This is a genomic window from Pseudanabaenaceae cyanobacterium SKYG29, assembly GCA_025055675.1.
In the GTDB taxonomy this organism is placed as follows: domain Bacteria; phylum Cyanobacteriota; class Cyanobacteriia; order Pseudanabaenales; family Pseudanabaenaceae; genus M5B4.
Genome location: JANWWT010000006.1, coordinates 96,649 through 114,368, shown reverse-complemented (window position 1 = coordinate 114,368; position 17,720 = coordinate 96,649). Strand labels below are relative to the sequence as shown.

Here is a 17,720-nt window from a genome sequence, read left to right as displayed (position 1 = left end):
CTATGACTAAGATTATACCAGTACATTCTTTTCGGGGTGGGACAGGCAAATCTAACACCACCGCTAATGTAGCTACTGCTGTAGCGGCGATGGGACAGAAAGTGGGGATCATAGACACGGACATTCAATCTCCGGGCATTCATATTTTATTCAACCTTTCCCCTAAAAGTGTGAAGAAGACCTTAAATGACTATTTGTGGAATCGCTGTACCCTGCAGGAAAGCAGCTACGATGTCACCCCTGCACCGATCAAGGCAAAAAAGGGGCAAATTCTCCTGATCCCCGCCAGTATGGATATTTCGGAAATCAGCAAGATTTTACGGGACGGTTACAATGTTAAACGACTACAGGACGGCTTAAAGAAGGTAGGGGAGCAATTGAAATTAGATTATTTGTTTATTGATACTCACCCTGGCATCAATGAAGAAACACTCCTGTCCCTTAGCTTAGCCCATACCCTAGTAGTTATACTGCGCCCTGACCAGCAAGATTTTCAGGGGACAGCCGTAATTGTCGATATTGCCCGTCGGTTGAATGTCAATCGTCTACTGTTAGTAGTCAATCGTGTACCAGCTAAATTCATACCAGAACAAGTAAAAGAACAAGTGGAAAAAACCTATCAAGCGAAAGTGGCTGCTCTGTTGCCCAACAGCGAAGAAATGATGGAATTGGCAAGTCGGGATTTATTCTATTTACGTTACCCTGACCATGTTTTAAGTCAAGCCTACCAAGCGATCGCTCAACAGATTCACCAACCTAGCAGTGGGGAAGCTAATCCTTTTTTGAAAAATCTATTCCAACGACGCTGAGGGTATATGGTACCTAAAAATAAGAATGTACTGGTGATTGATGACCAACCTGACATGTGCCTCATTATTCAAGCCGCCCTGGAAGAACTGGCGGGTTGGAATGTAGTCAGTACCTATTCAGGAGAGCAAGGTTTAGATTTTCTAAATACATTTACTTTTGATGTGATTTTACTAGATGTGTCCATGCCTCACTTGGACGGTATTTCCGTCTACAAAAGAATAAAGGAAAATGATAAATTAAAAGGCATACCAGTTATTCTCATCACTGCTAAAGTCAGTAACAAAGACTATAAGCGTTACCAGGAGCTAGACGTGGCAGGGGTCATTGCTAAACCCTTTAGTGCTATCCACCTCGCCGAACAAATTGCCCGAATTCTTAACTGGAAATAGTCACTCTACATCGCTGGCAATTACCTCCAAAATCGCCTTCTTAGTAGTTTCCTGGAATTCCTTGACATTAACTTGATTGAGCAAGAGAATAGCCAAAGCCATCATTACAATTTGTAAACTAAAAACAAAGCTGTAGGCAAGCAGAGGAGTGGGAAAAAGATGAGTGGGAAAAATTTGTTTACCGATTTCTAAGGTTAACCCGCCCAAAAAGGTTGCTGACCCGCGGGCAATTGCCTGAGCTAACCCCCAAGCCCCAATAAAGGTGCCTGCTGTGGCGACTGCTGTTAAATCTAACATCAAACTAATTGCCCCTGTGGTAGTAATGCCAGAGGCAAAACCAAAGAACAGAACTACTAGGCGCAGTAAATTCTTGTCTACTGTTTCTCCTACTAGGATCAATAAAATCAATGTCCCTATTGTGGATGTGCAACCTAGGCGAGCCGTATTCTGTTTGCCGATGCTGGGGGCAATTAAAAAGCCACTTAAACTAATCCCTAGTAGGGTGCCAATACCAAAGGGAGCATTCAACTTCGTGGTCTCCCCAATACTCATACCAAAAACTGTTGCCCCGTAAGGTTCTAGCACCGCATCCTGCATGAATATTCCTAGGGTCATAAATATGAGGAAGACAAAAAACTTGGTGGTCTGGCGGCTAGTGGTCAGGATTTTCAGGGCTTGCCGTAACCCAATTTGATCCTCCCGATCGACTATGCGCTCCCCAAAGCGGGAATAGCGCTTCTCTATGCCCCAGGTAGCCAGGAAACTCAAAGCCACCACAACACTGGGAACGATAATAAACACCCGATCGATCGCTCCCCGCAACGCCGTGGCTCTAATGGGATCACTAAAGACACTGATCGCTTCTTTGGGGTTCACTTCGGCAGCGGGAGTACCCAGCAAGCGGGCAACAGTGATTGCCCCAATGACAATTCCCACCATCAACAAAGACCAGACAACCCCTACTAGCCGCGATCGCTCTTCCTCATCGGTAATGTCCACCAGTAGGGCAGCAAAGGGGGTAGAACTCATGCTCAAGGTCAGACCAAAAACAGCAAACAGCAAAGCTAGTACAATCAACCAAGTAATTGTCAAAGCAGACCAATCCTGGGTGTATAAACTTTCCCCCAATTGCCAGAGAGATTGCAAGGCTAACCACACAGAAAAACTAAACAGGGCTGAACCCAACCAGACATAGCTGCTGCGGTGATACCCCCACAGAGGTTTACTGTCTGACAACTGCCCAAACCACACCCGCGCTGGGGACATAAACAGGGGAATAGCACTCAAACCCGCCGCGATCGCTGGGGGAATTGCCAATTCATTGATCATGACACGGTTGAGTAAACCCAAGGTGAGGAGGTTCATAATACCCAAGCCCAGCTGAAACAGACCAAGGCGAAACATCTCCCTGAGGGGAAGTTTTGGTGGATTAACTGTTGCTGTCATGTCCCTACGCTAGTGTCTAGGGTTATTATAGCTAGTTGCCAAGAATATAAAGAAACTGTATAGCAGATTACAAAACCTCTGTACACTGCTGTTTAGGATGAAGCATCACAACAGTAAGGAAAAGACCCCATGACCAAGACCCCCGATGACATTCTGCGCATGATTCGCGACCAAAATATCCAGATGATCGACCTCAAGTTTATTGATCTCCCTGGAATTTGGCAACATTTTAGCTGTTATTACGACCAGTTATCGGAATCTTCCTTCACGGACGGCGTACCCTTCGATGGCTCTAGTATTCGCGGGTGGAAGACCATTAATGAATCGGATATGGCAATGGTACCTGACCCCAATACTGCCTGGATTGACCCCTTCATGGAAGTTCCCACCCTCAGTATGATCTGCAGTATCAAAGAACCCCGCAGCGGTCAAGCTTACGAGCGGTGCCCCCGCAGTATTGCCCAAAAAGCGATCGAGTTCCTGCGTGCAACTGGCATCGGGGATGAGGCTTACTTTGGTCCGGAAGCGGAGTTTTATATTTTTGACAGCGTGACCTACGACCAAGGCATCAATTTTGGTCACTACGAAGTGGATTCGGCGGAAGGTCTCTGGAATACAGGGCGTAAGGAAGCCAATGGCAACCTTGGTTACAAGATTCGCAACAAGCAGGGCTATTTCCCTGTTTCCCCTTCTGATATTTACCAAGACATCCGCACCGAAATGTTACTCACAATGCAGAAGTGCGGTTTGCCCATTGAAAAGCACCACCACGAGGTGGGGACGGGAGGACAGGCAGAATTAGGCTTCCGGTTTGCTTCGCTGGTGGAGGCAGCAGACTACCTGATGACCTACAAGTATGTGATTAAAAATGTTGCCAAGAAGCATGGTAAGACAGTCACCTTTATGCCCAAGCCCCTGTTTGGGGACAATGGTTCGGGGATGCACACCCATCAATCTATCTGGAAGAACGGGCAACCCACCTTCTACGGTGACGGCTATGCCAACTTGAGTAAACTGGCGCTGCATTATATCGGTGGTCTCCTCAAACACGCTCCTGCTCTGCTGGCAATCACTAACCCGACTACTAATTCCTACAAGCGGCTAGTGCCTGGCTACGAAGCTCCTGTTAACTTGGCGTACTCCCAGGGCAACCGATCGGCTTCCATCCGTATTCCTCTCACGGGCACCAATCCCAAGGCGAAACGGTTAGAGTTCCGCTGCCCTGATGCTAGCTGTAACCCCTATCTTGCCTTTGCGGCTATGCTGTTGGCAGGAATTGATGGCATTAAAAATGAGATCGACCCTGGGGCACCCATGGATAAGGATATTTATTCCCTTTCCCCTGAGGAACTAGCTACGATTCCCTCTACCCCTGGTTCTCTGTTGGAAGCGCTAGAAAACCTAGAGAAAGACCACCAATTCCTGTTGCAGGGCAATGTCTTCTCGGAAGATTTAATTAAAACCTGGATTTCCTACAAACTGGACACAGAGGTTATCCCTGTTAGTATCCGTCCCCACCCCTACGAATTTGCCCTGTACTACGATTGTTGAATTGTTGTCTGTCATAGTTACCGTCCCACTAGCTCTCCTGACTGCCAGGGGAGTTTTTCCTTTAAGTGGTAAAATACGGCAAAGCCTATCTTGAATGACTATGAGTACAGGTGCTGATGCAGTCGACCAAGCCATTGCCCAAGGCGTGGACTTTGACGGCACACCCATTCCCCCCGCCATGTTAGCTCTCTATCACAAGGTCATGGAACTAGAGGCAGGGCGGCAACGCAGCGGTGTGAAGAATACAATGCGATCGCGGATTGTCAGGATTGGGGCAAAGCATATCCCCCAAGCGGAATTAAATAGCATGCTGGTGGAGGCGGGGTTTGCGCCCCTCAAAGACAAGGAGATTGCCTTTTACTACGGAGATTAATCTGTGGCAGAGTCTCTCCCCTGTCTGATTATTCCTGTGCAAAACCGTAAGCAGGTTACTCTCCGCTGTCTTGATCACTTGCAAAAGTTGGGGGAATTAAATCGCTTTGAAGTAATTGTCGTAGACGATGGCTCTACGGACGGGACAGAAGCTTCTATTCGGCAGCGCTACGGGAATGTGACCCTGTTGCGGGGGGATGGGAGTTTGTACTGGGCAGGAGCGATCGCTAGGGGCATGGAATATGCTCATACCCTGGATACTAAGTATATTTTTTGGTTGTTACCCGATTGTCTACCTGCCCCTGATACTTTGACCCAATTGCTGAAATATTTGCGGGGTCAGGAGCGTGCCTATGTCAGTGCCAGTTGCTATAGCGAAACAGATGCCCGTTTGCTGCCTACGGGTTTACGGGGGGGCACGCCGATTGCCTTCAGGGAGGGGCAAGATGTGTTGGTAGAGAGTATGTATGGTTTTTGTGTGGGTTTTCCCAGCTCGATCGTCGACAAGATTGGCACGCCCAATCCCAGACAAATTCCTAACTATGGCGCTGATACTATTTACACATTGCGGGCAACTAGGGCGGGGTACAAGGGGATCATTCTAGGAACGGCGATGGCAACTGTGCTCAGTAGTTATCAGTTTGTCCCTCCTTTTCCTAAGTATTTGCAGCAGACGAATGACCGCAGTTTTAGGGCAGTTTTTTTCCATCCTAAGTCTCCCTTCAATCTGAAAGCTAAGTTTTATATCTTGTGGTACCGTTACCACCTGTGGGGGCTGTTTGGCTTTTTGGTGCAGAGTTTGTATTTCCTCTTGACCTGGCTAACTTTTGAGAAGAAGTAATGACCCTGTTGGTCTATCGCTGTCGCCCCTTGATTCCCTATCACCTGGCATGGCAATGGCAAAAAGAATTGGTGCAGGAGCGGAAACAAAACCCCCATCTGCCAGATGTCTTGCTGCTATTGGAGCATCCAGCGGTATACACGATCGGTCAAGGTAGTAATTTGGCATTTTTCAAACAATCCGTGGACTACATCAAGACGGAACGGGGGGGAGAAGTGACTTACCATGCCCCTGGTCAGTTGGTGGGTTATCCTATTGTCAATCTGCGCCATTATCAACCTGATTTACATTGGTATCTCAGAAGTTTGGAAGAGGTAATCATCCAGGCACTGGCAACACTTGGTATCCAGGCAGAAAGAAGACCAGGTTTGACGGGAGTATGGGTGGAGACAGGGAAAATTGCCCAAATCGGTATCAAGGTCAGTCGCTGGATTACGATGCATGGTTTTGCCCTCAATGTCAGTGTGGATAAGGAGGGATTTCAACCGATCGTGCCCTGTGGTATTCCTGATTGTCCAGTTGCCAATGTAGTAGACTTCCTCTCTGTGGATATGGAAACTATCAAAGATGTAGTGGAAAAACAGTTTGTCAGCGTCTTTCTAAAATCTAAGTTAACCGAGTCTCAGGTCTTTGCTGCTATGGCAGACGCACAAGCTTTTCGCCAAAATACTGACAGAGTTGGCAACAAGAACTAGATGGGGTTGGACAAAAATAGGTAAGCAATTCTGATCAGCCTCATATTACTTGGCACGCAAAACAAAGTTTTACTACCTTGGGGAATTTTGCCAGATTAACAAAGTGAATAGAAGCGGGATGTCCTTAACAGTAAAGCACTGGAAAGCCATGCCAAATTTGGCTAGTTCCCCTACAACCAATGTCAATCCTACGCCTTCAATCCAATTCCTCCAAGATACGAAAGCGAATGTGGTTGATGGCAAGGGAGCCAATAGAGAGGTCAGCCGGCTCGATCGTTTCAAAGGGGATGCCCTTACCTAGCTCCACATGATACCAGGGTAACCCCATAAAGAAGCGGGTGGGATAGGGGGGACGACCAGTGTCGTCGGGATTAGATTCCAGAGGCACCCAGCCATAACCTGGTATATAAAACTCCAGCCAGACGTGGTTGTAGTATTGATGCAAAATTACACCCTTCTGTTCCGCCACTTGCGGGCATTTATAGCGCCCCACTGTGCGACAGGGAATACCATTGAGGCGCGCTAATGCCAGTAGGACTCCCACATACTCGCCGCAGCCGCCATAACCCCGTCTCAGCACCACCTCAGGGCTGTCAAAGGACTCCATGCGGTATTCCAACCGATCGTAGACATAGTTGCGAATGTTGAGCATTTTGGTTACCACATCCTGGGCATCCCCTACCGCTTCTCTGGCAGCTTCCCGCACCACAGGGTGGTCCATGCTCAAGTCATCGTCATCCACTAAATAGCGGGCTTGCAAGTCTGGCGGTACGGGCTGGGGTTCCAGTTGGGTCGTGTCAATTTCGTACTTAATGCCCCGCAGTTCCAAGACCGCCTTCCAGCCAAAACAACAACGCTGATGGGGTAATAATTTCCCCAGGGTAAAAACGGCGACCTGTTGGTCTCCTACCTCCTCGGTCTGAAACGGATGTCCCATAAACTTTACCGATCGTAACTTTTGGCGGTGGGTATTGGCAGGCAGAGCAATTTTCCAAGTGAGGTGGTCAACAGTGCGCGGTTCTTCAGGCAGAATTTCCTCCACATAGGTCATTTCCACCAGATAGCCATTAGAGAGGGTATATTTGCCCTTGGGAATAACTACTTGGGGGTAAATGAAGGACTTATCCCGCTCTTCTATCTCTGGATGGCGAGGGTCATTGGGATTGTCACGGACGTAGAATTCCCTTCCACTCTGTAACACATAGAGGTGGTCTTTGTGAAAATCTAAGCCCTGGGGGTGGGGATAGGGAGTGAGGGCACGGTGACGGATATAGCCGGTTTTACTGTCTAGGCAATAGATGGTTTCCTCTAGATTATCAGCTACCCACAGTTCCTGCCCCCGCAAGGTTAGTTTTTCCTCCCCCTGCCCAGGGGCGGGTATACGGCGGAGTAGATTACGGGTAGAGCGCCCAAATACTAAAATCTCCCCCTTCTTGCTACAACTGACGTAAACCCCCCCTTCTGAGACGGTAATCCCCTCTACGGGTTCCGGCAGTTCTAAATACAGCTGTAGACAGAAGTCCCCCCATTGACAATAGTTGATTTGTCTACCCCGCACTACCCAGACTGTCTGCTCACTGATGGCTATATCCGTCACATCCACAAATTCCCGCGTGGTAAGTTGGTTGATCACGATCGTGCTTTCCGTTTGGGGATCAATTACCAACAAGTAGCCACGATAGCTATCCACACAGACCGCTTTCCCCTGATACCAGGCTAGTCCACGCAAGCTATAGGCAGGATAGGGATAGATGGGAGAGGGGAGCATAGGCAATCCGTTAACAGCTAGTCTTTAAGATACTGCAAAATTCCCTCGGTCTAGGTTCAATACAAACAGCGATGGGTCTAGGAGTGTAAAAGGTAGTTCATAATTTTGGCAAATCTGCTTTATCACTGTTGCTAAACTGACAAAAATACCCCAAAACCTGGGCATCAGTTCTAAAATAACTACGATGTCTGTTTTAGCAAAATGGCTCTAGCAGTTGGTGTAATTGAAACCCAGGGGTTTCCTGCGGTATTGGCAGCCGCGGATGCCATGCTCAAGGCGGGAAGAGTAACCCTGGTCAGTTTTGAAATGGCGGAAAGTGCGCGCTTTTTTGTGGCGGTAAGAGGTATTGTGGCAGAGGTAAAGCGGGCGGTGGCAGCGGGGATCGAGGCGGGCAACAACTCCCACGGCGGTCAGGTTATCACCTATTACATTATTCCTAACCCCACTGACAATGTGGTAGAAGTGTTACCCATTAACTTTAGTGAAAAAGTCCAGGCATTTATGGAGAACTAACAATATGGCAGGTCAACAGGCAGTCGGCGCATTAGAAACAAAAGGCTTTCCTGGCGTATTAGCCGCCGCAGATGCGATGGTCAAGGCAGGTCGGGTTGTCCTGGTGGGCTATTTGCGCTGTGGCAGTGCCCGGTTTTGCGTTATGATCCGCGGCGATGTCTCAGAAGTGAAGATGGCAATGGATGCAGGGGTTGTGGCGGCAGAAAGCTGCTACGGTGGTGTGCTGGAATCCTGGGTAATTATTCCCCGTCCCCATGAAAATGTGGTGGCGGTATTACCGATCGATTTCTCCGCCAGTGTGCAAAAATTCAGGGAGTCGGTGGAAGGTTTGCGCTTAGCGGGCAGTCAATAGTTCCTTGCATATAGGTGACTGCTTGTCCGGCGAGGAGCACCCTTTCCCCCTGCAGTTCTCCCTCTAGGTAACCACCCCGCCGGGAAAGTTGGCGGGCTTTTAATCTCCCCTTGCCTAGTTTTCCCCCCCAGTAGGGTATGAGGGTGCAGTGGGCAGAACCTGTCACCGGGTCCTCAGGGATGCCTAACTTGGGCGCAAAGAAGCGACTGACAAAATCTACCTCTTTTCCCCTAGCTGTGATAATCACTCCCCGCAAATCTAGCTGTGGCAGTAATGCCAGGTCAGGTCTTAGGTTAACGATCGTTTCTTCCTGGTCATACACCACTAAATAGTCGTGACTACAGAGTACCTCTAGGGGTGGTTCTCCCAGGGCTGCCACTAACAAAGAAGGATAAGAGCAGGGGCGGGGGGGCAGAGCAGGGAAATCTAGGGTAAGGAAATCTCCAGCCTGCAGGACAGTTAAATCACCGCTTTTAGTGTGAAAAATTAGGCGCTCCCCCTGGCAACAGTAATGATGGAACAAAACGTGAGCTGTCGCTAGGGTAGCATGACCGCACAAATCCACTTCCGTAGTCGGCGTAAACCATCGCAGTTCCCACCTCTCTTCTTGGGGTACGACAAAGGCGGTCTCCGAGAGATTGTTTTCTGCCGCAATCGCCTGTAAAACTGCATCGGGTAACCACTCCGCCAAAATACAGACTGCTGCTGGGTTGCCTGTAAATAGACGATCGGTAAAGGCATCTACGTAGTAAATCGGAATCATGCTAGGGATTTGACATGTAATTCTTTCAGTTGTTTGTCTGTCACTCTGGCAGGAGCCTCAGTGAGTAAATCCCTTGCCTGCTGGGTTTTGGGGAAGGCAATCACATCTCGGATTGTATCAACACCAGCCAAGAGCATGACTAAACGATCGAGACCGTAGGCAATGCCGCCGTGGGGGGGTGTCCCAAAGTCAAAGGCATCGAGTAAAAAGCCAAACTTATCCCTCGCTTCTTCCTGGGAAAGACCAATGGCAGCGAAAACCTTTTCCTGTATATCCCTTTGGTAAATACGGAGAGAACCACCCCCCACCTCTATGCCATTGAAAATTAGATCATAAGCCAGGGCACGGGTTTCTAGGCCTAGGGGCTTACCGTCTTTGAGGTCTTCCGGGTTGGGGGAAGTAAAGGGGTGATGGAGAGCTTCCAAGCGTTGTTCTTCTTCATTCCATTCGAACATGGGAAAGTCTGTTACCCACAGGATGTGGATTTTGTTTTCATCGATCAAACCCAACTCCTTGCCCAGAGCTAACCGCAGACGATTGAGGGATTCGTTGACGATCCCACTCGGTCCTGCCCCAAACAATAACAGATGCCCTGCTTCTGCCTGCGTCCGCCGTAGTAACTCTGCTTTTATTTCAGGGGTGAGACTGTCTTTCAAAGCACCGATGGCATCGATCGTTTCCCCTGGACGCACGCGGATAAAAGCTAGTCCCTTAGCACCATACTGAGCCACCAAATTAGCCAGGTCACCCCCTGGTTTGATGCGGGTATTGGAAATGGCACTATCTCCCCCTGGCACGGGCAACACTTTGACAATGCCCCCCGCTGCTACGGCACTGCTGAACACTTTGAAGCTAGAGTTGGCAAATAAATCAGAGACATCCACCAATTCCAAACCAAACCTGGTATCCGGACGATCGCAGCCATAGCGGTCCATTGCCTCTTTATAAGTCAGACGGGGAAAGGGTGGCAGGTCAATACCCTTGATTTTCTTAAAAATGTGACGGATTAGCCCCTCATTCAACTGCAGGATTTCTTCCTGGGACATGAAGCTCATCTCCATATCCAGTTGGGTAAACTCTGGTTGCCGATCGGCTCTTAAGTCTTCATCGCGAAAACATCTGGCAATCTGGTAATAGCGGTCCCAACCCCCCACCATCAACAACTGCTTAAACAACTGGGGTGACTGGGGCAGGGCATACCATTCCCCTGGGTGGACGCGACTGGGCACAAGATAATCCCTAGCTCCCTCGGGGGTCGAGCGACAGAGGATGGGTGTTTCTACTTCGCGAAAGCCGCATTCATCTTCTAAGTAACGGCGGATGACTTTGACTACTTCACAGCGTAAATTCAGATTGTTGGCTAATCTCTCGCTGCGTAAGTCCAAATAGCGATACTTGAGGCGCAGTTCCTCCCGCACTTCCCCTGTGTCGGAGATGAGAAAAGGTAAGGAACGATGGACAGGGTTGAGAATCTCGATCCGATCGGCATAGATTTCTATCTTACCTGACGCCAGTTTGGGGTTGATGGAATCAAGGGGGCGCGCCAAAACCTTCCCTGTTACCCGCACCACATATTCATTGCGCACTTGCCCGGCAACGGGATAAGACTCAGGTGTCCGACTGGGGTCACTCACTACTTGGACAATGCCACTGCGGTCCCGCACGTCTAAAAAGATAACGCCGCCGTGATCACGGGTACGATCGATCCAGCCACAGACAGACACAATTTGATCGATATGGGCTTCCTGGAGATGTCCGCAATAGTGAGTACGCATACAGTAAATAGGTCGGTAAACAGAACAAAGAAACGACAACAACGTGTCCCTATAATAGCCTTTAGCGTCCCCTGTCCCCTAGGTTTATGTCCTTCGAATCTTTTGTCTTGCTGGAGGTGATTGCCTTCGTCGCCTCCCTAGTTCAGGCTTTGGTAGGATTTGGTTCTTCTCTGATTGCTGTACCTAGCCTGCTCCTCCTCCTAGATAACGCTAAAATCGTTGCACCTCTGGTTACCCTGTCGGGTTTGGTGATCAACTCCCGTTTAGTGTTTAGTTTAAGGCAATATTTCCGCGCCCAGTATCTCCTTCCCCTAGTTTTGGGGGCGATTTTGGGTATACCTTTTGGTGTGTTAATTTTGGACTACACCCCCCTTGATGTGCTCAAATTTGGTTTGGCTGTGCTCATCATTTCCTACTCTGTCTATTCCTACTGGCAACCGGAAGTGCATTTACATCTATCCAACTGGTGGGGAATGGCAGTAGGATTTGTTGCCGGCTGTCTGGGGGCGGCTCTGAGTAGTAACGGCCCTCCCTTGGTAATTTGGGCCAGTCTGCAGGATTGGAATAAGGATGAATTCCGCAGCAACCTACCCGCTTATTTCGGTATCACGGGTGCGATTTCTTTGCTAGCCTATCAAGTGTCGGGGTTACTTACCTTCCCCGTCTGGCAATACTTTTTCTATACTATCCCTGCCTCGGTAGCCGGTACGTTTATCGGCGAGTATTGGGGGGCTAAAATTCAACCCGATCGCTTCAAACAAATTATCCGCTTACTGTTAATCTGCCTGGCAGTAGGTATGCTGGTTTCCGATCGCTTCTATCACTACTCATAGGTAATCCGATCGGAGATAAAATCGGGCGGTTCCACGTGGATAGTCACTCTTACAGGGGCATAGTTACTGTCGAGGATTGCTTCAATTTTATCAGTGATGCTGTGGGCAGTGGCTATGTCCTCTACCGCAACCACGATGTGCATTTCAATAAACACTTGTTGTCCCAATATTCCCCTAGAAGCTATATCATGGCAGTTAATTACTCCCTCCACCGTCATGACCAGGTCATAGATTTTTTCCGGGGGAATAGCTGCCTGGTCAACCAGTATAGGTAAATTAGCTTGCAAAATTTGATAGCCACTCCATAGTACTAGACCAGTCACAGGAATTGCCACAATCACATCCAGCCATTGCAAATAGTCTATACCACTGCTGACGATAACTAGGCTCATAATTACACCGATCGTGACCCAAATATCCCCCAAAGTGTGATGGGCATCAGCGAGCAGGATTGGACTATTGATCTTTTTGCCCACCCACCGCTCATACCAAGCCACAAAAATGTTGACTGCTAGTACCAGTAGTAACAAAGCAAGGTCAAATTTCCCCAAACTGACAGTGTGTTTTTGCTCAACCAGACTACTAATTGCTCCCCTAATAATCTCTAAACAGGCAACTCCTAAAAAGGCAGCAATAGCAAAGGCTCCCACTGCCTCAAACTTGTGGTGACCATAGGGATGTTCCCGATCGGGTCTGGGGGAAGCAAACCTAACGGCAATTAGCCCCACAATATTGTTTGCACTATCGGTGACACTGTGCAAAGCATCAGCGAATAAGCTCAATGAACCTGTTGCCCAGCTCACTGCCAATTTTAAGCATAAAACTGCCAGATTTAACCCCAAAGTAATTAATAAGACCCGCTGCACGATCGAGCGGTTATCAGGCTGTATTTGTCCACCCATACCATTAACAGTAATCTGCAGGTTTCTAGTACAACAGCACTGCCAATTCCTACCTAGAATGATGGCAACGCTCCCTAAATTCTATGGGTAACACAGGAAAGGTGTTTACCCTGGGGCACGGCAAAAGTTCTGGCACGGTCAGTGGCTGATACCTGTACTCATCTATCTCTAGTTTACTGACAAAGTTAAAGCAATCGACCCTACTGCACCCACAAACTGATAGTAATAGCCCCTATTATTTCTCTTGTCACATTATAAAACCCTTGCCATCCCAGTTTTTGTGAGAACACCTTCATCTAGTGTTATCTGGGCAAGAATTGGAAGATATATAACGACAAGGACTAAGTTAGGAATTACAAAGCCTGAATTTGAGCCACGATCGCTTCTCCCATTGCCTGGCAGCCAACCCGTTCACAACCAGGAGCCATAATATCGCCTGTACGTTTACCCTGATCGAGGACTTGACTAACGGCTAGTTCAATGGCATCAGCAGCCTGCGGTTGTTGGAGTCCGTAGCGCAGCATCATCGCCACACTCAGGACTTGAGCGATCGGGTTAGCGATGTCTTTACCAGCGATGTCAGGGGCAGAACCATGGACAGGCTCAAATAGACCTGGTTTACCTGCTTCCCCCAAACTGGCAGAGGGCAACATACCAATACTCCCTGTCAGCATGGCAGCTTCATCAGACAGAATGTCGCCAAATAGGTTTCCTGTTAAAATCACATCAAACTGGCGGGGGTTACGCACCAACTGCATGGCACAGTTATCCACATACATATGGGTCAGAGTTACATCAGGATATGCTTGGCTAACAGCTGTCACCCGTTCTCGCCAGAGCTGGGAAACTTCTAGGACATTCGACTTGTCCACCGAACAAACCTGTTTTCGTCGAAGCCTGGCTGTTTGGAAGGCAACATGGGCAATCCGATCGATTTCTGTCTCCAAATAAGCCATAGTGTTGACCCCCCGCCGCACGCCATGACTGTCAGTAAAAATGCCCTTCGGTTGACCGAAGTAAATACCCCCTGTCAACTCCCGAACTACTACTAAATCCACCCCTTCCACTACTTCCCGTTTGAGCGTAGAGGCATCGATCAGCTGGGGCAGAATTTTGGCGGGGCGGATGTTGGCGAACAATTGTAGACCCGATCGGAGTCCCAGCAATGCCTGTTCGGGGCGGAGGTGACTGGGCAAGCTATCCCACTTCTCCCCCCCCACAGCAGCTAACAGCACCGCATCAGATTTTTGGCACAATTCCAGAGTTGCAGGCGGTAAGGGGTGACCCACAGCATCGATCGCCGCCCCCCCCACCAAAGCAGTCTGGCAGTCAAAGGCAAGCTGGAACTTTTGGGCAATCGCAGCTAGGACTCTTTCTGCCACCGCCATGATTTCGGGACCAATACCGTCCCCAGGGAGCAAAACGATACGATACATGACCACCCCTCCTGCCTACTTGATGGAGACCTTGGCACCAGCTTCTTCCAACTGCTTCTTGGCTTTTTCTGCCTCTTCCTTGGGAATACCTTCCTTGACAGTTTTGGGGGTAGATTCCACCGCTTCCTTGGCTTCCTTGAGACCCAAGCCTGTCAATTCCCGTACTACCTTCAAAACAGCAATCTTCTTGTCCGCTGGTACTTCTTCCAACACCAAGTCGAAGGCGGTCTTTTCTTCTACGGGTTCAGGGGGAGCTTCCGCCGGCGCCGCAGCAGGGGCACCAGCCACAGCCGGCATGGCCATCATAGGTACACCCGCGGGAGCAGCGGCAGAAATACCCAGTTTTTCCTCCATCAACTTAACCAGCTCAGCGGCCTCTAACACGCTCAGACTGGTAATCAAATCAAACGCTTCTTGTACTCTGGACATGATCTCCTCCTTAAACGAAATGAACCAAACTAACCAGGTTGACCAGCACTTTGCTTTTCTTGCATGGCTTTGATTGCCCGTGCCAGGGAGGCAGGGACTTCGTTGATACTCCGCGCCACAGATGCAGGTACTTCCTTGACAGTGCCCGCCAAACGGGAAGGCACATTGTTGAGTAAGCCCAGAATCTGAGCCAGGAGCACTTCTTTGGGGGGCAAGTCCGCTACAGCCTTGATTTGGTCAGGGGCAAAGGCGCGTCCGTCAAATACTCCCCCCCGTAATTCTGTCTTTTTAACTTCCTTGGCGAAGGCTTGATAGGCTTTTAGGGTCTCCCCGATGTCCTTGCGCACAAATAGACAGACACTCGGTCCCTTGAGATAGGACTCGATCGGTTTCCACTTGGCTTGCTCAGCGATCGCCTTTTTCATGATGGTGTTTTTGGTAACACGGGCAGAAGTCCCGATCGGTCGGAGTTTGCGCCGTAGAGCCGTAATTTCCGCCACTGTGAGACCCGTAAAATCTACCACCATCACCATTTGGGCTTGACTTAGTTCTTTTTCTAAGTCCTCCCTATAGGCAATTTTGCTCTCCAGACTGCGGCTCATGTTCTCACCTCCTTAAAATAAAAAATCTCGGCTTCACAAATGGTACCGAGACACCCCCTCAGGTGTATTACCCTTGGAAATGACCTCGGCAGGAAACTTTTAAGTAGTAACTACCCCTGCTGTCTGCGGTCTATGCAGTTGTAGAGACACTCAACTGTTGCGTCTATGCCCCTCCTATTTTCATTTCCCGTAATGCCTGCACGTCCACCTCGATGGATGGACCCATGGAAGCTGCCACATACAGTGACCGCCAATACTTGCCCTTCGCCCCCGACGGACGGTTACGGTCGATCGTTTCCTGCAGTGCTTTGAGGTTGATCAGTAAATCTTCGGGCGGGAAGTCCACCTTACCGAACATGACATGGACAATACCAGTGCGATCGGCGCGGAACTCCACTTTACCCTTCTTGAACTCCGAGATAGCAGTAGCCAGATCAAAAGTCACCGTACCACCTTTGGGGGAAGGCATCAGACCCTTAGGACCGAGTAACTTACCCAACTTTGCCACCTGGGGCATCATGTCGGGCGTAGCAATCAGGAGGTCAAAGTCCAGCCTGCCCTTGCTGATTTCGTCGATGAGGTCTTCTGAACCAGCTACATCTGCTCCTGCTGCCGTTGCCTCTGAGACCTTTTCCCCTCTGGCAATCACCGCTACCCGAATAGTCTGACCCGTACCCTTAGGTAGAGAGACTGTCGTCCGCAACTGCTGGTCAGCATACTTGGGGTCAATCCCTAACCTGACATGGGCTTCTGCCGATTCCACGAACTTCGCCGTTGCTGTCTGCTTAAGAAGCTTCATTGCCTCTAGGGGTTCATAGGGGCGCGCTTCAACCAGACTTTGGGCTTGCTTAAAACGTTTGGATACTCGTTTCATAACTCCTAGAGGTACTGACGGGGGTTACCCCCTCCCTCCCTAAATGGAACAAAGTCTAATAATAGCAGAAACTTAGACGATAGCAATACCCATATTGCGGGCTGTGCCCTCGATGATGCGCATCGCTGCTTCAATGTCGTTGGCGTTGAGGTCAGGCATCTTGATTTGGGCAATTTCCCGTAGTTGATCCCGCGTAATTGTGCCGACGCGCTTACGGTTGGGCGTATCCGAGCCTTTGCTCACACCTGCAGCCTTAGCCAGTAGCACCGAGGCGGGGGGAGTCTTGAGGACGAAAGTGAAAGTTTTGTCCTTGTAGATAGTAATTTCCACTGGGATGATCATCCCTGCTTTGTCCTGAGTCTTGGCGTTGTATTCTTTGCAAAATGCCATGATATTTACGCCGTGCTGACCAAGGGCGGGACCTACAGGGGGAGCAGGGTTAGCTTTTCCTGCTGTGAGGGCAAGCTTAACAACAGCAACAACTTCTTTAGCCATTTTTCTCGACTTGATTGAACTCTAACTCAACGGGCGTATCCCGCCCAAAGATGGAAAGCAGGGCTTTGAGCTTGTTCCGTTCGGGGCTGACTTCGATCACTTCCCCACAGAAATCTTTGAACGGCCCTGCCAATACCTTGATCTTGTCTCCTGGAGCCATATCCACCCTGACAACTGGTTCTTGCTCTGTAGTTACACGGAAGATACGCTCTGCCTCCTGGTCACTTAGGGGCTTGGGTTCCACATGCCCTCTGCCCTTGCCTGATTGGCGGCGCTTTTCCGTGCCCACAAAGTTGATCACATGGGGAGTGTTTTTTACCACCTGCCAGGTGTCATCGTCCAGGTGCATTCTAATCAGGACGTAGCCAGGGAAGACCTTTTCCTGATCTGTATGCCGAGAACCATCCTTGCGGATTTTGACCACAGGAGTTTGGGGAATTTCGATCTGGACAATTTTTTGCCGCAGGTCTTCGTAGTAGTCCTCCAGGGTGGGGATGCGCTGTTCCAGGCTCATTTTCACCCGTTTTTCGCAACCCGACCCCACTTGGACGGCATACCAACGGTAATTGTACCCTTGGGGGTTTTCAGCTTCAGCCTGCATAACCTACTTGAAGATGATTTGGGCGAGTTTGGCAAAAATCCAGTCAACTCCAGTAATCAGGAGGGCAGCGATCACAACCATGATAATCACCACGGCAGATTCAGCTATCAGTTGCTGGCGGGTGGGCCACACAACTTTGTCCAACTCTGCTTTGGTGTTGCGGAGAAAATCGACTAAGACAAAGCTTGGCTTCTTTTCTTGCTCTTGTATGGTTGTCTTAGCTTCTCCTTTGGTCATGATCTTTACCCCCAAACTAAATTGAGCCGATGGCAC

General features: G+C 49.4%; 21 protein-coding genes and 1 other annotated feature. Of the genes, 9 read left to right on the top strand and 12 right to left on the bottom strand.

Annotated features, from left to right (window positions below; all coding sequences use genetic code 11):
• Window positions 1-2: 2 nt before the first annotated feature.
• Together NZM01_10670 and NZM01_10665 are read left to right on the top strand one after the other, a co-directional pair.
• The gene (locus NZM01_10670) at window positions 3-809 is read left to right on the top strand and encodes a MinD/ParA family protein (GenBank protein MCS6960496.1); all 807 of its coding nucleotides are present in this window, start codon (window positions 3-5) and stop codon (window positions 807-809) included.
• A 6-nt stretch (window positions 810-815) separates the two neighbouring features.
• Window positions 816-1,199, top strand: coding sequence for a response regulator (locus NZM01_10665; GenBank protein MCS6960495.1), 384 nt, complete (start codon window positions 816-818; stop codon window positions 1,197-1,199).
• Here NZM01_10665 and NZM01_10660 read toward each other — a convergent pair whose 3' ends face one another.
• Window positions 1,200-2,645 (bottom strand): BCD family MFS transporter, encoded by a 1,446-nt coding sequence (locus NZM01_10660; protein MCS6960494.1) that lies wholly within the window; start codon window positions 2,643-2,645, stop codon window positions 1,200-1,202.
• A 129-nt stretch (window positions 2,646-2,774) separates the two neighbouring features.
• On the opposite strand from NZM01_10660, the gene glnA reads away from it, so the two are divergent.
• The 4 genes from glnA to lipB all read left to right on the top strand — a co-directional run bounded on the left by glnA (window position 2,775) and on the right by lipB (window position 6,104).
• Window positions 2,775-4,196 carry a type I glutamate--ammonia ligase gene (glnA, locus tag NZM01_10655; protein ID MCS6960493.1) on the top strand — a complete coding sequence of 474 codons (1,422 nt, stop codon included), beginning with the start codon at window positions 2,775-2,777 and terminating at the stop codon, window positions 4,194-4,196.
• Window positions 4,197-4,290: 94 nt separating this feature from the next.
• Window positions 4,291-4,569: a DUF4090 family protein gene (locus NZM01_10650; protein ID MCS6960492.1), complete on the top strand. Its 279-nt coding sequence runs from the start codon at window positions 4,291-4,293 to the stop codon at window positions 4,567-4,569.
• Between the two features lie 3 nt (window positions 4,570-4,572).
• Window positions 4,573-5,409 carry a glycosyltransferase family 2 protein gene (locus NZM01_10645; GenBank protein ID MCS6960491.1) on the top strand — a complete coding sequence of 279 codons (837 nt, stop codon included), beginning with the start codon at window positions 4,573-4,575 and terminating at the stop codon, window positions 5,407-5,409.
• Window positions 5,409-6,104, top strand: a complete 696-nt coding sequence (gene lipB, locus NZM01_10640) for a lipoyl(octanoyl) transferase LipB (GenBank protein MCS6960490.1) — start codon at window positions 5,409-5,411, stop codon at window positions 6,102-6,104. The genes NZM01_10645 and lipB overlap by 1 nt, the downstream gene beginning before the upstream one ends.
• 196 nt (window positions 6,105-6,300) lie before the next feature.
• On the opposite strand, the gene NZM01_10635 is transcribed toward lipB, so the two are convergent.
• Complete coding sequence (locus NZM01_10635; GenBank protein ID MCS6960489.1) at window positions 6,301-7,872, bottom strand: transglutaminase; 1,572 nt, start codon at window positions 7,870-7,872, stop codon at window positions 6,301-6,303.
• A 201-nt stretch (window positions 7,873-8,073) separates the two neighbouring features.
• Between NZM01_10635 and NZM01_10630 the strand changes: the two genes are divergently transcribed.
• Both NZM01_10630 and NZM01_10625 read left to right on the top strand, forming a co-directional pair.
• On the top strand, window positions 8,074-8,385 hold the full coding sequence (locus NZM01_10630; protein MCS6960488.1) for a carbon dioxide-concentrating mechanism protein CcmK: 312 nt from the start codon (window positions 8,074-8,076) through the stop codon (window positions 8,383-8,385).
• 4 nt (window positions 8,386-8,389) lie between these two features.
• Window positions 8,390-8,737, top strand: coding sequence for a carbon dioxide-concentrating mechanism protein CcmK (locus tag NZM01_10625; GenBank protein MCS6960487.1), 348 nt, complete (start codon window positions 8,390-8,392; stop codon window positions 8,735-8,737).
• On the opposite strand, the gene NZM01_10620 is transcribed toward NZM01_10625, so the two are convergent.
• Both NZM01_10620 and aspS read right to left on the bottom strand, forming a co-directional pair.
• On the bottom strand, window positions 8,694-9,500 hold the full coding sequence (locus NZM01_10620; GenBank protein MCS6960486.1) for a PhzF family phenazine biosynthesis protein: 807 nt from the start codon (window positions 9,498-9,500) through the stop codon (window positions 8,694-8,696). The two genes, NZM01_10625 and NZM01_10620, sit on opposite strands and share 44 nt — an antisense overlap.
• The gene (gene aspS, locus NZM01_10615) at window positions 9,497-11,275 is read right to left on the bottom strand and encodes an aspartate--tRNA ligase (GenBank protein ID MCS6960485.1); all 1,779 of its coding nucleotides are present in this window, start codon (window positions 11,273-11,275) and stop codon (window positions 9,497-9,499) included. Before aspS ends, NZM01_10620 begins: the two co-directional genes overlap by 4 nt.
• 86 nt (window positions 11,276-11,361) lie before the next feature.
• Between aspS and NZM01_10610 the strand changes: the two genes are divergently transcribed.
• Window positions 11,362-12,108: a sulfite exporter TauE/SafE family protein gene (locus tag NZM01_10610; GenBank protein ID MCS6960484.1), complete on the top strand. Its 747-nt coding sequence runs from the start codon at window positions 11,362-11,364 to the stop codon at window positions 12,106-12,108.
• Here the strand turns inward: NZM01_10610 and NZM01_10605 are convergent.
• From NZM01_10605 to secE, 8 genes are all read right to left on the bottom strand, one after another.
• Window positions 12,099-13,010 (bottom strand): cation diffusion facilitator family transporter, encoded by a 912-nt coding sequence (locus NZM01_10605; GenBank protein ID MCS6960483.1) that lies wholly within the window; start codon window positions 13,008-13,010, stop codon window positions 12,099-12,101. The two genes, NZM01_10610 and NZM01_10605, sit on opposite strands and share 10 nt — an antisense overlap.
• 353 nt (window positions 13,011-13,363) lie before the next feature.
• A complete protein-coding gene (gene leuB / locus NZM01_10600) occupies window positions 13,364-14,446 on the bottom strand; it encodes a 3-isopropylmalate dehydrogenase (GenBank protein MCS6960482.1) in 1,083 nt (360 codons plus the stop codon).
• A gap of 15 nt (window positions 14,447-14,461) precedes the next feature.
• On the bottom strand, window positions 14,462-14,875 hold the full coding sequence (rplL, locus tag NZM01_10595) for a 50S ribosomal protein L7/L12 (GenBank protein ID MCS6960481.1): 414 nt from the start codon (window positions 14,873-14,875) through the stop codon (window positions 14,462-14,464).
• Between the two features lie 29 nt (window positions 14,876-14,904).
• The gene (gene rplJ / locus NZM01_10590; GenBank protein MCS6960480.1) at window positions 14,905-15,477 is read right to left on the bottom strand and encodes a 50S ribosomal protein L10; all 573 of its coding nucleotides are present in this window, start codon (window positions 15,475-15,477) and stop codon (window positions 14,905-14,907) included.
• A gap of 10 nt (window positions 15,478-15,487) precedes the next feature.
• Window positions 15,488-15,624: a sequence feature (ribosomal protein L10 leader region), on the bottom strand.
• A 16-nt stretch (window positions 15,625-15,640) separates the two neighbouring features.
• On the bottom strand, window positions 15,641-16,351 hold the full coding sequence (rplA, locus tag NZM01_10585; protein MCS6960479.1) for a 50S ribosomal protein L1: 711 nt from the start codon (window positions 16,349-16,351) through the stop codon (window positions 15,641-15,643).
• A gap of 72 nt (window positions 16,352-16,423) precedes the next feature.
• Window positions 16,424-16,846 carry a 50S ribosomal protein L11 gene (rplK, locus tag NZM01_10580; protein MCS6960478.1) on the bottom strand — a complete coding sequence of 141 codons (423 nt, stop codon included), beginning with the start codon at window positions 16,844-16,846 and terminating at the stop codon, window positions 16,424-16,426.
• Window positions 16,839-17,447, bottom strand: a complete 609-nt coding sequence (gene nusG, locus NZM01_10575) for a transcription termination/antitermination protein NusG (GenBank protein MCS6960477.1) — start codon at window positions 17,445-17,447, stop codon at window positions 16,839-16,841. Before nusG ends, rplK begins: the two co-directional genes overlap by 8 nt.
• Window positions 17,448-17,450: 3 nt before the next feature.
• Window positions 17,451-17,684 (bottom strand): preprotein translocase subunit SecE, encoded by a 234-nt coding sequence (gene secE / locus NZM01_10570; GenBank protein ID MCS6960476.1) that lies wholly within the window; start codon window positions 17,682-17,684, stop codon window positions 17,451-17,453.
• Window positions 17,685-17,720: the final 36 nt, after the last annotated feature.

Coding starts and splice junctions, on each gene's coding strand:
- NZM01_10670 (MCS6960496.1), top strand. CDS start 3: ATGACTAAGATTATACCAGTACATTCTTTTCGGGGTGGGACAGGCAAA.
- NZM01_10665 (MCS6960495.1), top strand. CDS start 816: ATGGTACCTAAAAATAAGAATGTACTGGTGATTGATGACCAACCTGAC.
- NZM01_10660 (MCS6960494.1), bottom strand. CDS start 2,645: ATGACAGCAACAGTTAATCCACCAAAACTTCCCCTCAGGGAGATGTTT.
- glnA (MCS6960493.1), top strand. CDS start 2,775: ATGACCAAGACCCCCGATGACATTCTGCGCATGATTCGCGACCAAAAT.
- NZM01_10650 (MCS6960492.1), top strand. CDS start 4,291: ATGACTATGAGTACAGGTGCTGATGCAGTCGACCAAGCCATTGCCCAA.
- lipB (MCS6960490.1), top strand. CDS start 5,409: ATGACCCTGTTGGTCTATCGCTGTCGCCCCTTGATTCCCTATCACCTG.
- NZM01_10635 (MCS6960489.1), bottom strand. CDS start 7,872: ATGCTCCCCTCTCCCATCTATCCCTATCCTGCCTATAGCTTGCGTGGA.
- NZM01_10630 (MCS6960488.1), top strand. CDS start 8,074: ATGGCTCTAGCAGTTGGTGTAATTGAAACCCAGGGGTTTCCTGCGGTA.
- NZM01_10625 (MCS6960487.1), top strand. CDS start 8,390: ATGGCAGGTCAACAGGCAGTCGGCGCATTAGAAACAAAAGGCTTTCCT.
- NZM01_10620 (MCS6960486.1), bottom strand. CDS start 9,500: ATGATTCCGATTTACTACGTAGATGCCTTTACCGATCGTCTATTTACA.
- aspS (MCS6960485.1), bottom strand. CDS start 11,275: ATGCGTACTCACTATTGCGGACATCTCCAGGAAGCCCATATCGATCAA.
- NZM01_10610 (MCS6960484.1), top strand. CDS start 11,362: ATGTCCTTCGAATCTTTTGTCTTGCTGGAGGTGATTGCCTTCGTCGCC.
- NZM01_10605 (MCS6960483.1), bottom strand. CDS start 13,010: ATGGGTGGACAAATACAGCCTGATAACCGCTCGATCGTGCAGCGGGTC.
- leuB (MCS6960482.1), bottom strand. CDS start 14,446: ATGTATCGTATCGTTTTGCTCCCTGGGGACGGTATTGGTCCCGAAATC.
- rplL (MCS6960481.1), bottom strand. CDS start 14,875: ATGTCCAGAGTACAAGAAGCGTTTGATTTGATTACCAGTCTGAGCGTG.
- rplJ (MCS6960480.1), bottom strand. CDS start 15,477: ATGAGCCGCAGTCTGGAGAGCAAAATTGCCTATAGGGAGGACTTAGAA.
- rplA (MCS6960479.1), bottom strand. CDS start 16,351: ATGAAACGAGTATCCAAACGTTTTAAGCAAGCCCAAAGTCTGGTTGAA.
- rplK (MCS6960478.1), bottom strand. CDS start 16,846: ATGGCTAAAGAAGTTGTTGCTGTTGTTAAGCTTGCCCTCACAGCAGGA.
- nusG (MCS6960477.1), bottom strand. CDS start 17,447: ATGCAGGCTGAAGCTGAAAACCCCCAAGGGTACAATTACCGTTGGTAT.
- secE (MCS6960476.1), bottom strand. CDS start 17,684: ATGACCAAAGGAGAAGCTAAGACAACCATACAAGAGCAAGAAAAGAAG.